Origin of the sequence: Nocardia aurantia (assembly GCF_009604425.1) — a bacterium.
Lineage (GTDB): Bacteria > Actinomycetota > Actinomycetes > Mycobacteriales > Mycobacteriaceae > Nocardia > Nocardia aurantia.
Genome location: NZ_WEGI01000002.1, coordinates 125,738 through 143,224 on the forward strand (window position 1 = coordinate 125,738; position 17,487 = coordinate 143,224).

Annotated in this window: 13 protein-coding genes and 1 pseudogene; 5 read left to right on the forward strand and 9 right to left on the reverse strand. The window is 70.8% G+C overall.

The features are described from left to right. The first annotated feature begins 224 nt into the window (after positions 1-224). Positions 225-479 carry a Kazal-type serine protease inhibitor family protein gene (locus NRB56_RS03990; RefSeq protein WP_153339154.1) on the forward strand — a complete coding sequence of 85 codons (255 nt, stop codon included), beginning with the start codon at positions 225-227 and terminating at the stop codon, positions 477-479. A gap of 3 nt (positions 480-482) precedes the next feature. Here NRB56_RS03990 and NRB56_RS03995 read toward each other — a convergent pair whose 3' ends face one another. From NRB56_RS03995 to NRB56_RS04010, 4 genes are all read right to left on the reverse strand, one after another. Beyond that, a complete protein-coding gene (locus NRB56_RS03995) occupies positions 483-3,941 on the reverse strand; it encodes an indolepyruvate ferredoxin oxidoreductase family protein (protein WP_153339155.1) in 3,459 nt (1,152 codons plus the stop codon). Positions 3,942-4,119: 178 nt separating this feature from the next. Beyond that, positions 4,120-4,659, reverse strand: coding sequence for a gamma-glutamylcyclotransferase family protein (locus NRB56_RS04000; protein ID WP_153339156.1), 540 nt, complete (start codon positions 4,657-4,659; stop codon positions 4,120-4,122). Positions 4,660-4,741: 82 nt separating this feature from the next. Further along, complete coding sequence (locus tag NRB56_RS04005; protein WP_319942527.1) at positions 4,742-5,539, reverse strand: MBL fold metallo-hydrolase; 798 nt, start codon at positions 5,537-5,539, stop codon at positions 4,742-4,744. Between the two features lie 52 nt (positions 5,540-5,591). Continuing rightward, positions 5,592-6,500 carry a hydrogen peroxide-inducible genes activator gene (locus NRB56_RS04010; protein WP_319942528.1) on the reverse strand — a complete coding sequence of 303 codons (909 nt, stop codon included), beginning with the start codon at positions 6,498-6,500 and terminating at the stop codon, positions 5,592-5,594. A gap of 176 nt (positions 6,501-6,676) precedes the next feature. On the opposite strand from NRB56_RS04010, the gene NRB56_RS04015 reads away from it, so the two are divergent. From NRB56_RS04015 to NRB56_RS40020, 3 genes are all read left to right on the forward strand, one after another. After that, entirely contained in the window at positions 6,677-7,264 is a 588-nt protein-coding gene (locus NRB56_RS04015) for a peroxiredoxin (RefSeq protein ID WP_153339157.1), read from the forward strand. Between the two features lie 93 nt (positions 7,265-7,357). Beyond that, complete coding sequence (locus NRB56_RS04020) at positions 7,358-7,897, forward strand: carboxymuconolactone decarboxylase family protein (protein ID WP_153339158.1); 540 nt, start codon at positions 7,358-7,360, stop codon at positions 7,895-7,897. A gap of 79 nt (positions 7,898-7,976) precedes the next feature. Continuing rightward, the gene (locus NRB56_RS40020; protein WP_153339159.1) at positions 7,977-10,499 is read left to right on the forward strand and encodes a tetratricopeptide repeat protein; all 2,523 of its coding nucleotides are present in this window, start codon (positions 7,977-7,979) and stop codon (positions 10,497-10,499) included. Between the two features lie 3 nt (positions 10,500-10,502). Here the strand turns inward: NRB56_RS40020 and NRB56_RS04030 are convergent, their stop codons facing one another. Further along, positions 10,503-11,735: an FxsB family cyclophane-forming radical SAM/SPASM peptide maturase gene (locus NRB56_RS04030; RefSeq protein WP_153339160.1), complete on the reverse strand. Its 1,233-nt coding sequence runs from the start codon at positions 11,733-11,735 to the stop codon at positions 10,503-10,505. A gap of 270 nt (positions 11,736-12,005) precedes the next feature. Between NRB56_RS04030 and NRB56_RS04035 the strand changes: the two are divergent. Beyond that, positions 12,006-12,700: pseudogene (locus NRB56_RS04035) on the forward strand (PhzF family phenazine biosynthesis protein). A 9-nt stretch (positions 12,701-12,709) separates the two neighbouring features. Here NRB56_RS04035 and NRB56_RS40025 read toward each other — a convergent pair. The 4 genes from NRB56_RS40025 to NRB56_RS04055 all read right to left on the reverse strand — a co-directional run bounded on the left by NRB56_RS40025 (position 12,710) and on the right by NRB56_RS04055 (position 17,451). After that, positions 12,710-13,387, reverse strand: a complete 678-nt coding sequence (locus NRB56_RS40025) for a DUF5134 domain-containing protein (protein WP_153339161.1) — start codon at positions 13,385-13,387, stop codon at positions 12,710-12,712. Positions 13,388-13,946: 559 nt separating this feature from the next. Continuing rightward, positions 13,947-15,140: an aminotransferase family protein gene (locus NRB56_RS04045; RefSeq protein WP_153339533.1), complete on the reverse strand. Its 1,194-nt coding sequence runs from the start codon at positions 15,138-15,140 to the stop codon at positions 13,947-13,949. An 83-nt stretch (positions 15,141-15,223) separates the two neighbouring features. Beyond that, entirely contained in the window at positions 15,224-16,210 is a 987-nt protein-coding gene (locus NRB56_RS40030; RefSeq protein ID WP_319942529.1) for a Pr6Pr family membrane protein, read from the reverse strand. Positions 16,211-17,274: 1,064 nt separating this feature from the next. Next, a complete protein-coding gene (locus NRB56_RS04055) occupies positions 17,275-17,451 on the reverse strand; it encodes a hypothetical protein (protein WP_153339162.1) in 177 nt (58 codons plus the stop codon). Positions 17,452-17,487 lie beyond the last annotated feature (36 nt).

Here is a 17,487-nt window from a genome sequence, read left to right on the forward strand (position 1 = left end):
CCACTCGCACAGGCGGATACCCGAAACGCCCACCCGGAGATCGCTCCGGGTGGGCGTTTCGGCGCGGCCACGACGATCACCGGGCCACCCGGGCGCGGAAGGCCGGGGCCGATGTCCGATATCGGGTCGGCGATTCCGGACCAGGCGAAGTTAGCTACCGATATGCTGAGCGTGCTCCACGGCTGTCACGCATCCTCGCATCCCGTATCCGGAAGGACGATCGTATGCGCTCGGCTCGTCTGCTGGTGGCTGTGCTCCCTGCCCTTCTCGTAGCGGCGATTCTGACCGTGCTGACCGCGGCGCCCACCGTCGGCGCCCCACCCGGGCGGTTGCGGGCGGCGCCCGGCTGTCCTTCGGGCACCGCCACGGTGTGCGGTTCCGACGGGGTCGACTACCGCAACGGCTGTGAGGCGAGGCGGGCCCGCGTGCAGATCCGGCACAGCGGCCCGTGCACGATCACCGAACGGTCCCGCCGGTGATCCCTACGGCAGCGCCGGTGGTTCGATACCCAACTCGCGCAAGCGATCCCGGTAGGCCGCGACGGTCGCGAGCTTGACCTCCTCGTAGCCGCGCACCAGATCCGGGAGCGCGGCGACGGTGACCGCGCGGTCGTAGCCGGTCGCCAGTTCGGCGGACAGCGCCTCGACCGTCGCGCGGTAGTGCGCGAGCAGGGACCGTTCGGCGCGCCGCATCCGGGCATAGCCGAAGGGGTCGAACGCGGTGCCGCGCAGTCGTTTTCCCTTCGCGAGCACCCGTAGAGCGAAGTGGCTGCGGGGGCCGAACCCGATCTTGGTGCGGCGGCCCAGTGCGCGCAGTACCGGCGGATGCAGCCGATAGGTGAGGCCGGTGCCGCCGGGCACCCGCGTGGCGACCTCGCCGAGGAAGGCCGGATCGGTGAGGCGGCGGGCCACCTCGTACTCGTCCTTGTAGGCGGTGAACTTGTACAGGCCGCGGGCGACCTGCTCGCTGAATTCGGTGCGCTCGGTGACCGCCCGCTCGGCCGTCCAGATCCGCTGTACGGTCCGGACGTATTCGCGGGCGATCCGCGGGTTCTGGTATCCGACGAGTTCGGCGGCCCGCAGCGCGGTCACTCGGCGGGTCTCGCCGGTCGCGGTGAATCCCTCGAAAAGTTCGGCGGGCACCGGCTTTTCGGCGCGCGGCCGGCCCGGGCCCGCGACGGCCGCCGCGAACTCCGCCGGGCACGCCACCGCGGCGCGCCCCCAGCGGAAGGCGGCGATCGTCGTGGCCACCGCGACGCCGTTGAGCTCGATCGCCTCCTCGATCGCCGCCACGGGCAGGCCCAGCCCGCCCGCCTGACAGGCGGCGCCGACCAGCAGGAAGTTGGCGGGCGCCGTGGTGCCGAACAGCGACTCGGCGGCGGCCAGCGTGTCGACACTCCACACCGAGCGCGACACCCGCTCGAGCCGGTCCAGCAGCGCACCGGTCGCCGGGTAGGCCACCGATCGGTCGTACACCATGGCGCCGGTCGGGGTGACGCTGGTGGAGGCGATCGCGAGGGTGGTCCCGGCCGAGGCGTACGCCGCGCGCGTGGCGTCGGTGGCGGCCAGCAGGTCGAAGGCCAGCAGGCAATCGGCGCGTCCGGGGCTGAGCCGGTTGGCCGGTTCCAGGGCCCCGGTCGCGAATCGCAGATGGGAGACCACCGGCCCGGCCTTCTGGCTCAGGCCGGTCTGATCGAGGCCCGCCACCTGATAGCCCGCCCGCGCGGCCGCGGTGGCCAGCACCTGGTTCACGGTCACGATGCCGGTACCGCCGATCCCGGCGAGCAGGATGTCGCGGGTACCGGTCACCGGCGCCGGCGGGAGCTCCGGGAGTTCCGGCGGCTGCGGGCGCAGCGCGACCGAACCCGATTCGGGCTCCTCCACCGTCACGAAGGAGGGGCAGTCGCCGGCCAGGCAGCTGTAGTCGGTGTTGCAGGAGCTCTGATCGATACGGGTCTTGATCCCGAACTCGGTCTCGACCGGCTGCACGGACAGGCAGTTGCTCCGCACGCCGCAGTCGCCGCAGCCCTCGCACACCGCCTCGTTGATCACCACCCTGGTCCGGCGGGCCGGCAGCATGCCCCGTTTCCGTTGCCGCCGTGCGTCGTTGGCGCAATGCTGGTCGTAGATCAGCACCGTGACCCCGGGTACCTCGCGCAGCCGGCGCTGGGCCTCGTCGAGCCGATCACGGTGCCACAGCAGCGTTCCCGGCGCGAGGTCACGCAGCCGGTACCGGCCCGGCTCGTCGGCGCACACGATGATCTGCCGCACGCCCTCGATCGCCAGCTTGCGGGTCAGCAGCGGTACGGTCAGCGCGCCGGACGCCTCCTGGGCGCCGGTCATCGCGACCACGTCGTTGTGCAGCAGTTTGAAGGTGATGTTCACCCCGGCGGCCACACAGGCCTGCACGGCGAGCTGGCCGGAGTGGAAATACGTTCCGTCGCCGATGTTCTGGAACAGGTGCGGCACCTCGGTGAACGGCGCGCGGCCGATCCACTGCGCGCCCTCACCGCCCATCTGGGTGAGCCCGGTGACCCGGCTGTCGTCCCGGTCGGACAGCACCACCAGCGTGTGACAGCCGATACCGCCACCGGCCAGCGAACCCTCCGGCACCGCCGTGGACCGGTTGTGCGGGCAGCCGCTGCAGAAGTACGGGGTGCGCGCGACCGGCAGCGGCTCCAGCGTGAGTGGTTGCGGCAGCGGTCTCTTCAACTCCAGGCGGTCACCGAGGGCACGGCGCAGCGGCGCGGCGATCCGGGCCGCGGTCAGTTCGCCGTCCTGCGGGAACAGCGTGCGGCCGGCGGCGTCGAACTTGCCGACGACGCGCGGGGTGTCGGATCCACCGTAGAGGATCTCCGTGATCCCGGTCTGCACGAAGGCGGTCTTGTCCTCGACCACGATCACCTCCGACAGCCCGGCGGCGAACTCCCGGATGTGCTGCGGCACCAGTGGATACGGCATGCCGATGCGCAACAGGCGGACGCCGGCCCGGCGCAGCGCGGCGTCGTCGGCGCCGAGATCGGTCAGTGCCTGCCGCATCGCGTCGAAACACGCTCCGGCGGCGGCGATTCCGATTCGGGCATGTGGCGGATCCAGCTCCACCACGTCGAGACCGTTGCGCGCGCCGTACTCCTCCACCAGCCGCCGGCGCGGGCCGAACAGGTCCGCCTCGGCCAGCACGCTGTCGGCGGGGACGGCCATGGGCCGCTGCCGGTAGCTGAACGGCTGTCCCTCCCACAGTATTTCGGGAATCTCCGGATCCGGTTCACCGATCTCCGCCGGGACGGTCCAGGCGCCGTCGGCCACGTCGGCCACGATCTTCAGCGCGACGAGACAGCCCGAGGCCCGGGAGAGCGCGATCCCGTGCAGGCCGAGGGTGACGATCTCGCGGGCATTGCGCGGGTACAGCACCGGGATGTTCAGCGCCGCCAGCGAACGTTCCGACACCGCGGGCACCGTCGAGGATTTCGCCGCCGGATCGTCACCGACCAGCAGCAGGACGCCGCCGCGCGGATCGACGCCGTACATGTTGGCGTGCCGCAGCGCGTCGGTCGCCCGGTCCAGTCCCGGCCCCTTGCCGTACCAGACGCCCATCACCCCGTCGTAACCGGCGCTCGCCCTGGGCAATTGAGACTGGCTGCCCCACACCGCGGTCGCGGCCAGTTCCTCGTTGAGCCCCGGGACGAACCGAATGTCGTTCGCGGCCAGCACTTCCGGCATCCCGGCCAGCAACTTGTCCACCCCGCCGAGCGGCGAGCCCTGGTAGCCGGACACGAAGGCGCCGACCCGCCGCCCGGCCCGCCGGTCCCGCGCGTGCTGCTCGACCAGCAGGCGCGCGATCGCCTGCACCCCGGTGAGGACGGTGGTGGCGGCCCCGGGCCGGTAGCGGTCGGCCAGTTCGTACGGTGCGGGGATCGGGCCGCGATCTGCCAGGTCGGTCATCGTGCCACCGTTCGTCGGGCGCCGGGTCAGCGCCGGGAGTCGTTGAGCATTTCGATGACTCCATCGTGACCTCGATGAGCCGGGTGAACAACATGCGGCGTACTTTTTGAGCAATATGCCCGCTTTGTCGATCTCGAGGCGCGCACCGGCCATGCAGGGTGTGCAGCAACCGCGCGGCTCACCAGCCCTCGGAGGGCATGCCGTTCTCCCGCCACCGCTCGCACCGATCCACGTACGCCGTCAGCTCTTCGCGGGCGAAGGTCTCCGGGAGCCAGTCCGCGGCGGTCACCTCGGCGGTCCAGACATACGACAGGATCGCCCGCGTCTCCCCGGGATCGGCCTCGTCACCGTCCGGGGCCAGCACGACCCGGATCGGCCGCAGGTCGTATTCCGCGTCCTCGAACCGGTCGAGAATCTCCCATTCGGCACGGGTCAGCCCGCCGAGGACGAATCCGGCGGCGATGCGACCGGCCGCCGGCACCAGCCCGGGATAGCGCCGTCCCGGCAGGGCCGCCACCCGCCAATCCCGGGCGACACCGAGCCGCAACCGCGGCGCGCGCCCCAGCAGTGCCGCCAGGACGGGCGCGAATTGCAGTGTGCCGTAAGCGAACAGCGCGTCGCCCGCGGCCACCGCGCGCGGGAACGCCGCACGCGGCTCGTCGCCGGGTTCGTTCACCTCCGCGTCCCCGGCGGCCGGGGTCGCCCCGTAATCCTGCATCGGTCCATGGAACCATCGGACCCGCCGCGGCGACCGGGCTCACCGCTCAGGGCGGCGTGTCCGTCGTGTCCCGCGCGGCGGCCTATCCGGCGGGCCGCACCGCGGCGCCGGCCAGGCGCTGGAACGCCTTCGGATCGTGCGAACTGAACACGGTGACCTCGCCGCCGTGCTCGCGCTGCAGTTCGACCAGACGGCGGCGATTGTCCCGGAAGGACGGCCCGGCGACCGTGGAACCCAATTCGGCCAGCCGCCACAACATCGGGGTCCGCGGCTGCCGCGGGTCGACCTCCTCGCCGATGTAGTACGAGTCCCCGGCGTGCAGCAGCCAGCCCCGGCCGGTGTCCACCGCGACCCCGATATGCCCGCGGGTGTGCCCGGCCAGCGGGATCACCAGGATCTCCGGCGGCAACCCCGGCAGGTCGCGCACCGCGCGGAACCCGTACCACTGCTCCTCGCCCTCGACCTCGTTGACCATCCACCGCGGGCCGTGCGCCCATTGCACCGCGCGGTACCGCATCCGTTCCACCTGGGTGCGCCCGGCCATCGCCGCCCGGAATTCGGGGCCGTGGATGTGCACCACGGCGTCGGGGAAGTCGGACAGTCCGCCGGCGTGGTCGAAGTCGAGGTGGGTCAGGATGATGTGCCGCACGTCGGCCGGATCGTAACCCAGGCCCTGGATCTGCCGATAGGCGGTCTCGTGCTCGGCCAGCCGCGGCCCGAACAGAAATCGGCTCGGACCCACCATGCGCCCGGGCTGACGCACGGCTTCGAGCCCGAATCCGGTGTCCACCAGCACCAGACCCGTCTTGGTCTCGATCAACAGGCAGTGGTCGACCATTCCCAGTGCCATGCTGCCGCAGTTGAGGTGATGAATCCGCACGCCGCCTACCGTTTCAGACACCTCGGCGGCGGTCAACGTGGATGGGGTGCGATCACACCGGACGCTGCGCCCGGATGATCTCCGCGAGCTGCTCGTAATCCTCGGTACGCGCGGTCGATCCGCGGAACACCAGGCCGAGCGTGCGGCCCGGCACCGGATCGGCGAACCGGGCCAGATCGAGCTTCCCGCGGCCGGTCTCGGCGCCCACCGCCATCTCCGGGATGAGGGTCACACCCAGCCCGCCCGCGACGCACTGCACGACGGTGGCCAGCGACGCGGCCCGGGTGTCGCCGACCGTGCCCGGCCGGACGTCCTGGGACCGGCACAGGTCGAGGGTCTGATCACGCAGGCAGTGCCCCTCGTCGAGCAGCAACAGCGGCATGTCCTCCAGCGTCCCGACCGCCACGTCGGTCCGCCAGGCCAGCTCGTGGCCGCGCGGCAGCACCAGCACGAACGCCTCGGTGTACAGCGGGATCTCCACCATGCCGGTGACCTCGGTGGGCAGCGCCATCACCGCGACGTCGAGCACCCCGCTGCGCAGGCCGTCCAGCAGCCGGGCCGTCTGGTCCTCGATCACGTGCGGGACCAGCGCGGGCAGGCGCAGCCGTAGTTCCGGCAGTAGGCTCGGCAGCAGATAGGGCGCGACGGTCGGGATGATGCCCATGCGCAGATGCCCGCCGAGCCCGTCGCCGGCCGCGGCGGCCACGAACCGGTCGGCCGCCTCCAGCGTCGCCATCGCCTGCGGCAGCAGCCTTTTGCCCGCGGCGGTGACGAGTACGCGACGGGTGCTGCGCTCGATCAACTGCAATCCGAGGCCGTTTTCCAGCGATGCCAGGGCCTGCGATAACGTGGGCTGGCTCACAGTGAGGCGCGCGGCGGCGGTGCCGAAATGGCGGTACTCGGCGATCGCCACGAACGCACGCAGCTGTGACAGGGTGGGCTGATAAGTCTGATCAGGCACGCCTATCAGTGTAGTGCAACTTATCACCTTTACCTTTCACCGAAGTACGGGCAAGATCACCGGTAAGGCGCCACGCGGCAGTGTGCGACTCCGCAGCGAAGCGGCAGTGTGCGACTCCGCAGCGAACGACCTGGATGCGACACGATCCGACATTTCCAAGGAAAGAGGACAAGAGCATGCCCCTGCTGACCATCGGCGACCAGTTCCCCGCCTACAACCTCACCGCGGTGATCGGCGGCGACCTGACCCAGGTGAACGCCCAGCAGCCCGACGACTACTTCACGCAGGTGACCAGCGACGACTACGCCGGCAAGTGGCGGATCGTCTTCTTCTACCCGAAGGACTTCACCTTCGTCTGCCCGACCGAGATCGCCGCCTTCGGCAAGCTGAACGACGAGTTCGCCGACCGCGACGCCCAGGTCCTGGGCGCCTCCGTGGACAACGAGTTCGTGCACTTCCAGTGGCGGGCCCAGCACGAGGATCTGAAGACCCTGCCCTTCCCGCTGGTCTCCGATCTCAAGCGCGAACTCGCCGCCGCCACCGGCGTGCTGAACGCCGACGGTGTCGCCGACCGCGCCACCTTCATCGTCGACCCGAACAACGTGATCCAGTTCGTCTCGGTCACCGCCGGTTCCGTGGGCCGCAACGTCGACGAGGTGCTGCGGGTGCTCGACGCGCTGCAGTCCGACGAGCTGTGCGCCTGCAACTGGAAGAAGGGCGACCCGACCATCAACGCCGGCGAACTGCTCTCCGCCGCAGTCTGATTCGCTGCGGTCTGATTCGCTGCGGACAGGCCGGTCTCGGCAGCCCGCTGAATCCCGGAAGCCCGTTGATCTCGGAAGAACACAGGAGGACCCATGAGCATCGAGAATCTCAAGAATTCGCTGCCGGAGTACGCCAAGGACCTCAAGCTCAACCTGTCGTCCCTCGCGCGCACCACCGTGCTGACGGAACAGCAGCTGTGGGGCACCCTGCTGGCGTCCGCCGCGGCGACCCGCTCGGCCACCACGCTGCGCGAGATCGCCGCGGAGGCCGCCGACACGTTGTCGGCGGAGGCCTACAACGCCGCCCTCGGCGCCGCCTCGATCATGGGTATGAACAACGTGTTCTACCGGGGTAAGGCGTTCCTGGGCGGGCGCTACGACGACCTGCGGGCCGGTCTGCGCATGCAGATCATCGGCACGCCGGGCGTCGAGAAGGCCGACTTCGAGCTGTGGTCGTTCGCGGTGTCGTCGATCAACGGCTGTCAGCACTGCCTGGAGGCACACGAGCACACCCTCCGCGAGGCGGGCGTGTCGCGTGAGGTGATCTTCGAGGCGCTGCGCGCGGCCGCGATCGTGGCCGGCGTCGGCCAGGCCGTGCAGTCCACCGAGACGCTGGCCGCGGCCGGCGTCTGATCCCACCCGGCCCGCACCGAACCCGATGCCCCGATCCGTTCGCGGACCGGGGCATCGGGTTCGGAGGTACCGTTGATCCGTGACAGAGGTCGGACGGCCGTGGCGGATCTTCCTCAGCCACACGCGGGATCTCCGGACCACACCGGCGGGCAGATCCTGGGTCGACGCCGCGGAGGGGGCGGTCAAACGACTGCGGCACGCGCCGGTCGACATGGAGTACTTCACGGCCGACAACCGGTCACCCGCGGAACTGTGCGCGGAACAGGTCGACGCCACCGACCTGTATGTCGGCATCATCGGCGCCAGTTACGGCTCGGTGGTCCGAGACGACCCGGGCCGGTCGTACACCGAGATGGAGTTCGACACCGCGACCGCGGCGCGGAAACGCCGGTTGATCTTCTTCGTCGAGGACGGTGAGTCACCTGCTCCCGACCCCCGGCAATTCGCCTTCCGGGCCCGGCTGCGAGCCAGCGGGCTGACCACCAGCCGGGTCGGCGATCCGGGTGAGCTCGAGACCGCCCTCATCCAGGCCATCGCCCAGCTGATGCTCGCCGACGTGCCGGTGACGCCGGCCCGCGCGACACTACGACCGCAGCCACGCCAATTACCCCTCGGCACAGCGAGTTTCACCGATCGCACCGAACAGCTCGCCGATCTGGTAGCGATGCTCGCCACGGCCGGGCCGGAACATCTGCCGATCGGCATCATCACCGGTCCGCCCGGGGTCGGGAAGTCCAGCCTCGCGGTACAGGTCGCCCACGCGGTGCGCGATCGGTTCCCGGACGGCCAGCTCTACGCGGATATGCACGGCTACAGCGCGATTCCCACCCTGTCGGCGGATCAGGTACTGGACCGGTTCGTGCGATCGCTCGACGACACCGGCCCCAATCCGCTCGAATTCGACGAGGTGCGCCTGGGCCACCGCTTCCGCGAACTCCTGGAGGGGCGGCGGGTCCTGGTGCTGATCGACAACGCGCTCACCGCCCAACAGGTCCGGCCGCTGCTGCCACCGGTGGGCTGCGCGGTCCTCATCACCACGCGCGGACCGCTGTCCAGCCTGGTGGTACAGGAGAACGCCGTCCGATTCGGGCTGCCGCCACTGGCGCCGGCCGACGCCGAAGCGCTGCTGCGCACCGTGGCGCACGACGACGGCGACGGTGCCGCGGCGACCCTGGCCCGGCTCTGCGGGCATCTGCCACTGGCACTGAAGATCGCGGCGGAACACGCGGCACTGTCCGGTCTTACCCTGGGGGAACTCGTCGAACAACTGGCGCACGAACGACACCGGTTGGATGCCCTGGCCGGTGTGGACGGCGACCCGGCATCGGAGGTTCGCATGGTGTTCTCCTGGTCCTATCGAAATCTGCCGGAGGATCTGAAGCGAGCGTTCCGGCTGCTCGGGCTGCATCCGGGTGGTGATATCAGTACGGTCGCCGCCGCGGCGCTGCTCGGCTCGACACCGGAGCGCGCACGCCGCACCCTGGATTCCCTGGTCGCGTTCAACGTGCTGGAACGGCCGGCCCGGGACCGGTACCGGTTCCTGGATCTGCTGCGGGAGTACGCGGCCGAGCGGGTGGCCGAGGACGAATCCGGCACCGGCCGGCTCGCCGCCCGTGCCCGGGAGTTCGACTGGTACGTGCACACCACCGCCGCCGCGGACCGGCTGTTCGCTCCCCAGCGCCGCCGGGTCCCGCTCGACCCGCCGGTACCGGACACTCCGACCACGGAGCTCGGAAGTTACGACAAGGCCCTGCTCTGGTGTGATGCGGAACGCGCCAATCTCCATGCCTCGATCAGGGCGGCAGCCGACGACGGAATGCCCGAGGTCGCCTGGCGGCTGGCGCTGGCGGCGGTCACCTACTACAAGATCCGGCGGCACTACTCCGACTGGCTCGGCACCAGCGAGATCGCGGTGAGCGCGGCCCGCTCGACCGGTGACCTGGTCGCCGAGCAGTGGTGCCTCACCAGTCTCGGTGGCGCCCTGATGGAGGTCGGCCGATTCGACGAGGCGCAGTCGGTGTACCAGGAATCGCTGGACATCAACCTCCGGATCGGCGACCGGACCGGCACCGGGATGGCACTGAGCAACCTCGGCGAGATCGCCCGCGAACTCAGCGGCTTCGAGGACGCGCTGGTCCTGGGCGAGCAGGCCCTGGCGATCTGGCGGGAACTCGGCGACCGGCGCAACGAGGCGATCGTGCTCCGGGATGTGCTGGCCGGGGCGCGCTTCGACCAGGGCGACTATCCCGCGGCGGCGACGCTGTACCAGGACGCGCGCAACGCCTGCCACGGGATCGACTCGCACACCGAGGGAATGGTGCTGCACGATCTGGGCCTGACGCTGCAGGCGATGTCCCGGATCGGGGAGGCCGCCGACACCTACGAGGAGGCCCTCGCCACCCGGCGGGCGGCGGGTGACCGGTTCGGCGAGGCGGAGACGCTGCGAGCCCTCGGCGAGGCCCGGCTGCTGCTCGACGACCGGGTGGCCGCGCACAGCGCGCTGCTGCAATCGTTGGGTGTGTACGTGGAATTGAACTCGCCGCAGGCAGATTCGGTCCGGGCCCGGCTGCGCGAGCTGGGCTTCGACACCGACGAGGAGTAGCGGTCACCAATCCCGGACTGCGGCCAGCGACGTACCGCGCCGGGCGAGTCCGTCTTCGACGCGCTCCTCGATCCGGCCGATGAGCGCGAACAGGTCGGCACAGTAGACCGAGGGATTGCGGAATCCGGTGCCCGGCCGATACCGGTGCGGATACAGCCCGCCACCGCAGATCCGATGATGCTCGCAGGCGAGACAGGTGGGTGCGAGCGCCGCGCGCCCCAGCTGCCGGGCCACGAACGAGGGCAGCCGCGACACCTCGTCGAGCGAGTGCCGGAAAACGTCTAGTCCGGTGGCCGCCGCGCCCTCGGACACCGCCTTCATGCTGTCGACCTGCTCGTAGGATCCGTCGGTCTCGACGACGACGAGTGCGACGGGGTTCAGGCCGAACGATTCGTAGCTCTCCGTGCCGCCGAGCACCAGATGCATCAGATCCTCGAAAATACGGACGCTACAACGACGTTCGGGGGCATCGAACCATTCGTCGAAGATGGTGAGGAGCCAGTCCGCGTACGGTGTCCGGTTGTCTCCGGGCACCAGTCCGGGCGGCGGGTGCTCCCAGGTGCCGTGCGGCAGCAGGAAATCCACGGCGGGCACCCCGAGTTCCAGCAGGCCGTGCCACGCGGCGAGCGGATCGGCCTCGAGCTGCACGGTGCATAGCACGCCGCCGAAATGACTGCGATACTCCGGTTTTCGCATCAGCGCGACGGCGGCCGTCACCGCGTCGTAACTGGACCGGCCGTCCCGGAACCGGCGGTGCAGATCGTTGGCGGCACGGTCACCGTCCAGGCTGATCCCGACGCCGATATCGGCGGCCACCAGCCGCGCGGCCACCGCCTCGGTGAGCAGGACGCCGTTGGTCTGGACCGACGCGGTCAGCGGTATCGGGCCCAGCCGCGCGCGCAGCGACTCGACGATCCGGATCGGATCGCCGGCGCCGCCGAGCAACGGCTCACCGCCGTGCAGCCGGACCGTGACCCCGGGCAGTTGATGCGCCCGCGCATGCTCGGCGATCCGATCGACCACGGCCGCAACGACTTCCGGCTCCATGCGACTCGGCTGGCTGCGCCACGACTGATCCGCCAGGTGATAGACGTAACAGTAATCGCAGTCCAGATTGCAGCGGGATCGAACCTTCAGGATGAATTCGCGCAGCGGCTGCGTGCGACCGGGCACCAGCGCCGGACCGGAGGCGAACCCCGGCCACGGCAGATCGGCCGGCATCGGCCCGGTCGTCACGACCGACGTGGTCGCGGCGGCTTGATCGGGCTGTTGGAGGTGTGAGCGTAGGCCGCGTGGTCCTCGCGTTCCGGGGCGCGGCGCCGTTCGAGGGCGAGGTCCAGTGCGGAGCTCGAAGGGGAATTCGGTTTCACTGCGGACGCGTTCATGCCAACTCCTTGTGGAAAACCGCTCTCATCATCGCATTTCACCCCCGCTCGCGCGAGCGAACCGCGAAGCCGGCCCGCCGGATGCTCGAGCGACCGGTCGCTGTCAGTACGCTCGACAGCCATGGGTATCCCCGAGAGCGATGGCACACAGGTCGAGGTCGTCCGGGTCTTCACCGACGCGGCCGGGCGGTTCGGTAATCCGCTCGGCATCGTCCGGGCCGGCGATGTCGTCGACGCGGATCATCAGGCGCTGGCGGCGCGCGCCGGCTACAGCGAGACCGTGGTCGTCGAGGAGCCGGTCGACGAGCGCACCCGGATGCGCATCTACACCCCCAAGGTCGAGCTGCCCTTCGCCGGACATCCGACGGTCGGCACCGCCTGGTGGCTGCTCGAGCGCGCCACCCCTGTGCACACGCTGGAGGTGCCCGCCGGTCCCGTGGAGGTGTCGCCGCCCGACGGCGGGATCATCTGGATCCGCGCCCGCGCCGACTGGGCCCCGGCCTTCGAATTCCATCAGTTCGAGAGCCTCGACCTGCTGTCCACCCTGGACCCGGCCGATTCCCGGCCGGGCAGCACTACGTCTGGGCCTGGACCGACGAGACCCGTGGCGCCGTCCGCTCCCGGATGTTCGCACCCGCCTTCGGAATCGAGGAGGACGAGGCCACCGGCGCGGCGGCCATCGCCCTCACCTCGAAGCTGCGCCGCAGCCTCCTCATCACCCAGGGTGACGGCTCGCAGTTGTTCACCGAATGGGATTCCGACGGCTGGGTGCGACTGGGCGGCCGGGTGGTCGCCGACCATCCGGTGGTGATCTGACCCGGGCGCTCAGCCCGCCGCGGCGGTGAGCAGCATGTAGGCGGTGCCGAGGTCCATCATCAGATGCGGCACCGCCGCCAGCGGCCCGGCCGGATGCGGAATGACATGCCGCACCAGCCTTCTCGTGCCCGGCACCACCATCAGCCCCGCGTCGGCGAGGAACAGCACCGCCAGCACGAGCAACGGCGCCACCGGGCCGTGATGGCCGTGATGATGTCCGGACATCGCGTACAACATGGCCCCCGCGGCCACCAGGTGATACCCGAACACCGTCGCCGCCCCGGGCCCCCGCGCGCGCCCCTCCGGCAACCGGCCCACCAGCATCAGCGCGAACACCGCCACCATGGCCGTCAGCACCGTCCGCGTGGCATCCGACGCGGCGACCGGGAACACCAGCATCGCCGACATGACCAGGCACATCAGCAGATGCGCGGCATCCGAGGCGTGATCGCGCGACCACGGAACCCCGTGCACCACACCATGTCCGGCACCGGATACGGCGTCGGCCGGGTAACCATCCGCAACACGGCCCACGCCCGACGGCGTCGCGCCCGACGGCGTCGCGCCCGACGGCGTCGCGCCCAACGGCGTCGCGGCCAACCCCGCCAGCACTATCCCCGCCGTGACCACGAACGCCGCCACCACAACCCACCGCAACCACTCGAATTCACCCGCGAAAGCACCCACACCCCACCACCTTCCGGCCGCCGAGCCCAGCCCACGACCTTCATGGTGACACCACCCCCCGACAAGAACGCGCGCTTCCACCGCCCCAGTAGGCCCCTAACACTGCCCCTCCGGCCACCGCGGCCTCTCCGTGACGCACACACCCCTCGGCAGGCCACGAAAATCCGCCCGACAACCCATCGGCCACAGACCCCTTCGGTTCTCAACGGCTCGGCTCTCAACCGCTCGGCCACACGCCCGACCACACACGCCCGGCCACACACGCCCGGCCACACACGCCCGGCCACACACGCCCGGCCACACACGCCCGGCCCCACACGCCCGGCCACACACGCCCGGCCACACACGCCCGGCCACACACGCCCGGCCACACACGCCCGGCCACACACGCCCGGCCACACACGCCCGGCCACACACGCCCGGCCACACACGCCCGGCCACACACGCCCGGCCACACACGCCCGGCCACACACGCCCGGCCACACACGCCCGGCCACACACGCCCGGCCCGGAATCCGTTGCGGATTCCGGGCCGAGCTACGGAGCGCCGGGCTGTGATTCAGCCGAGCGCGCGGGCGAAGGCGGCCGCCATCGCGGCGATCTCCTCCTCCCCCGCGACGAACGACGGCGAGATCTGCAGGGCGCCCTGACCGGCCGCGCGCCCCGAAACACCTTCGGCGCGCAGGGCCTTCACCATGGCCGGGCCCTCGGACGGGTCGGCGAGCTGGACCGCGGCCACCGCGCCGAGGCCGCTGCGCACCTCCGAGACCCGGCGGTGCTCCACCAGCGGCGAGAAGTGTTCGTGCAGAAGCGATTCCAGGTTCTTGCTGGCGTCGAGCAGATCCTCGCGCTCGAGGATGTCGAGATTCGCCAGTGCCGCGGCGGCGGCGCCGGCGTGCCCGCCGTAGGTGTACCCGTGCCGGAACCACACCCCGCCGGCGAAGAACGGCTCGGCCACCCGCGGCGCCGCGAACACCGCGCCCATCGGCACATATCCGGAGGTCAGCCCCTTGGCGGTGGTCATCAGGTCCGGCTCCAGGCCGAAGCGGGTGGAGGCGAACCAGGAACCGCCGATGCGGCCGAATCCGGTGACCACCTCGTCCGCGACGAACAGGATGTCGTTGTCCCGGCACAACTTCCGCACCTCGGTCAGATAGCCCTCCGGCGGCAGGTACACGCCGCCGGCGCCGATGATCGGCTCGCAGAAGAACGCCGCGATCCGATCGGCCCCCACCTCGCCGATCAGTTCGGACAGCGCCGCGGCCCGGTCCCAGTCGACCGTCCGCGCGGCGGGCATCAGCTCGCCGTAGCCGTCGTGATTGCCGGGAATACCGGCCAGCGCGGTCCCGGCGACGTGCATGCCGTGGTAGGCCAGCCGCCGCCCGACCAGCAGGGTCTTCTCTGGGCGCCCCTGTTCCACCCAGTACCGGCGGGCGAGTTTGGCGGCGGTCTCGACGGAATCGGAGCCGCCGGAGGTGAACATGATCTTGCTACCGGGCACCGGCGCCAGCTCCGAGAGCCGTTGCGCCAGTTGGACCGTCGGCGCGGCGGTGAGATCGCCGAAATTCGAGTAGTGCGCCAGCGTCGCGAGTTGCTCCGCGACCGCGTCGGCGATCTCCCGGCGACCGTGGCCGACGTTCGCGAACCACAGGCCGCCGGTGGCGTCCAGGTACCGGTTGCCGTCCTCGTCCCAGATGTAGGGGCCCTCACCGCGGGCCACCACGAAGGCTCCGTCCCGCTCCACCACACCCATGTCGGCGAACCCGTGCCACAACGCACCCACGATCGATCTCCTCCTGCTGTCCGGATAGCGGCTCGTCGTGCCGGCGGCCACGGCTACCGCGGCGCCGGGCGATGCAATCGGACGGCGAGGTCACCGAGGGCGACGACGGCGACGGCCAGCAGCGAGAATACGCCGACCAGCACGATCAGGCCCAATGACATCGACAGATAGCCCTGCTGGACCGGATTGAGGAACGGGTACGGATACCAGTCCACCAGCAGCCCGCGCACCAGCGAATACCCGCCGTACCCGACCGGGTACAGCAACCACATCGCCACCAGCCGCGCGGTCAGCCCCAGCGCCGCCGGGACCACCACCCAGTCCAGCAGCAGCACGATGGGCATCGCCCGGTGCAGCACGTCGTTCACCCACGGATAGCGATCACCGCTCTCCAGATGTGCCAGCAGCACCGCGTAGACGATGCCGGTGATGACCAGATAGAGCGTCACCGCACCCCGCACCTGCTGCCACACCCGCCCCTGCGGATCCAGCAACCCACCGGCCAGCAGTACCAGCACCGCCATGACGTTGGACTGGATCGTGAAGTAGCTGTAGTGATCCGCCGGTGACTGCCCCCCGAGATGCGTCCCGCTCCAGGCCAGTGCGATCACCCCGAGGACCGCGAACCCGGCCCGCAGCAACCGGACCCACGCGGGAGCCGGACCGACGCCGCTCATCTCCCGATCGTCGCACACGACGACATCGAGCACGGCGGTGTCGGCGGGACCGCGCCGGACCGGTACCACCGAACCCACCGGCGAGTCCGGCACAGGCCACACCTCGATCACCTCGGCATCGCCACCATCGGATCGGGCCGTACCGGACCCCGGAGCCACCGGAGTGCCACCGCCGGCCCACGTATCCGCGACCCGCCCGGACACCGCGCCCGCGCCGGCCACCGCCGAGAACCCTCGGAACGCCGTCCCGGCGACAGAACCGGACGCTCCACCCGATGCAGGGCCACCGGCGAGCGCCCCGAAATCCGCCTCGGCGGCCGAGACACCGTCGGCGGTGGGCGCCACGAACAACGGCCACGACACCGCGCCAGCCGCGGCAGACGGAGCATCGACGGCCACACCTCCGAGCCGCCCGACTATCGACTCAGCAACGGCCGCAGCCACACCCGTAGCCGATTGATCAGCGCCGGACGATGCGCCCGCCGACGGCTCGAACGCCGATCGGCCGCCGTTCACCGACGATCCGAACGTTGTCCCGGACAAGGACCGACCAGCATCCGCAGCCGATCCGGACACCGCCTCGGGCGTCGATCGACCGTGGTCCGCAGCCGATCCGGACACCGCCTCGGCCGGGGCCGCGTCGACGGATGCCGCCGTGCCTCGCAACGATCCGAATTCCGCTTCGGGCGAGGAGGCCGAGGCCTCCGCGGGCTCGGCATCCAGATCGCCCGCCCATATGCCGATCGACGGCCAGACGGCGTCGACGGGCGCGACCGCGGGTTCGAGCACGCCGGGCACGACACCGGCCGCGGGCCACAGGTCCGGAACCTGCGAGTCGGCAGCCGGTGATCCGGTCGGCGACCAGTGCGTTCCGGCCGGTCCGAATTCGGCGGCGAGCGATTCCGGCGCGGCGCCCGCCACCGGCCACACCGCGTCGATCTGCGCGGATTCGAGTCCCGCGACCCGCCAGCCGGCGTCGGCCTCCGGTGGCGGGCCCGGCAGGGTATCCGGCGGCGCCGCGGACCAGCCGAGTTCGGGGTGGAGTCCGGCCGCCGGCCACCCCTCGGAGACGGAGTCGGAAGTAGCCGGGGATGCCCCGACTTCCGTTGCCGAAGAGCGCGGTTCGGGCGCCGCGAGGACCGGTTCGGCCTCGGCCGGCGCCGACGCCAAAGAAACGACCAGTGGCGGCAGCGGCGTCCGGCTCGGCCGCCGGTCCGGGCTCCGCTGGCCCGGACTCCACTGGCCCGGACTCCGCCGGTCCGGACTCCGGCGATTCGGGCTCCGGTGGTTCAGGCTCCGCCGGTTCGGGCTCCGGCGGTGACTGCCGGGGCGGCCGCGGTCCGGGGCGGCGCGGCCGAGCGTGGCGCGGATCAGCGCGAAGGCGCCCGCGACGGCCAGTAGCAATCGCACAGCGCGCGGTGAGGTCATCAGGCGGCCGATTCGCGATGCTCGTGCGGGGCGTGCCCGGTCAGGCGGTGCAGTGCGGACGCGAGCGAATCGCCCAGCGTCCGGGCCTGCGAGAGAATCAATGACACGATGCCCAGCAATATCGAGGCAACTCGCAGGACACGAATCCAGATCGGGGTTCCTTTGCCAGCGGTCATGAGAAAAAGCGTCACATACCACCGTGACGGCACGGA

What these genes read in the sequence shown, in the direction of transcription:
- NRB56_RS03990 (WP_153339154.1), top strand. Translation starts at nt 225, where the DNA reads ATGCGCTCGGCTCGTCTGCTGGTGGCTGTGCTCCCTGCCCTTCTCGTA.
- NRB56_RS03995 (WP_153339155.1), bottom strand. Translation starts at nt 3,941, where the DNA reads ATGACCGACCTGGCAGATCGCGGCCCGATCCCCGCACCGTACGAACTG.
- NRB56_RS04000 (WP_153339156.1), bottom strand. Translation starts at nt 4,659, where the DNA reads ATGCAGGATTACGGGGCGACCCCGGCCGCCGGGGACGCGGAGGTGAAC.
- NRB56_RS04015 (WP_153339157.1), top strand. Translation starts at nt 6,677, where the DNA reads ATGCCCCTGCTGACCATCGGCGACCAGTTCCCCGCCTACAACCTCACC.
- NRB56_RS04020 (WP_153339158.1), top strand. Translation starts at nt 7,358, where the DNA reads ATGAGCATCGAGAATCTCAAGAATTCGCTGCCGGAGTACGCCAAGGAC.
- NRB56_RS04045 (WP_153339533.1), bottom strand. Translation starts at nt 15,140, where the DNA reads ATGGGTGTGGTGGAGCGGGACGGAGCCTTCGTGGTGGCCCGCGGTGAG.
- NRB56_RS04055 (WP_153339162.1), bottom strand. Translation starts at nt 17,451, where the DNA reads ATGACCGCTGGCAAAGGAACCCCGATCTGGATTCGTGTCCTGCGAGTT.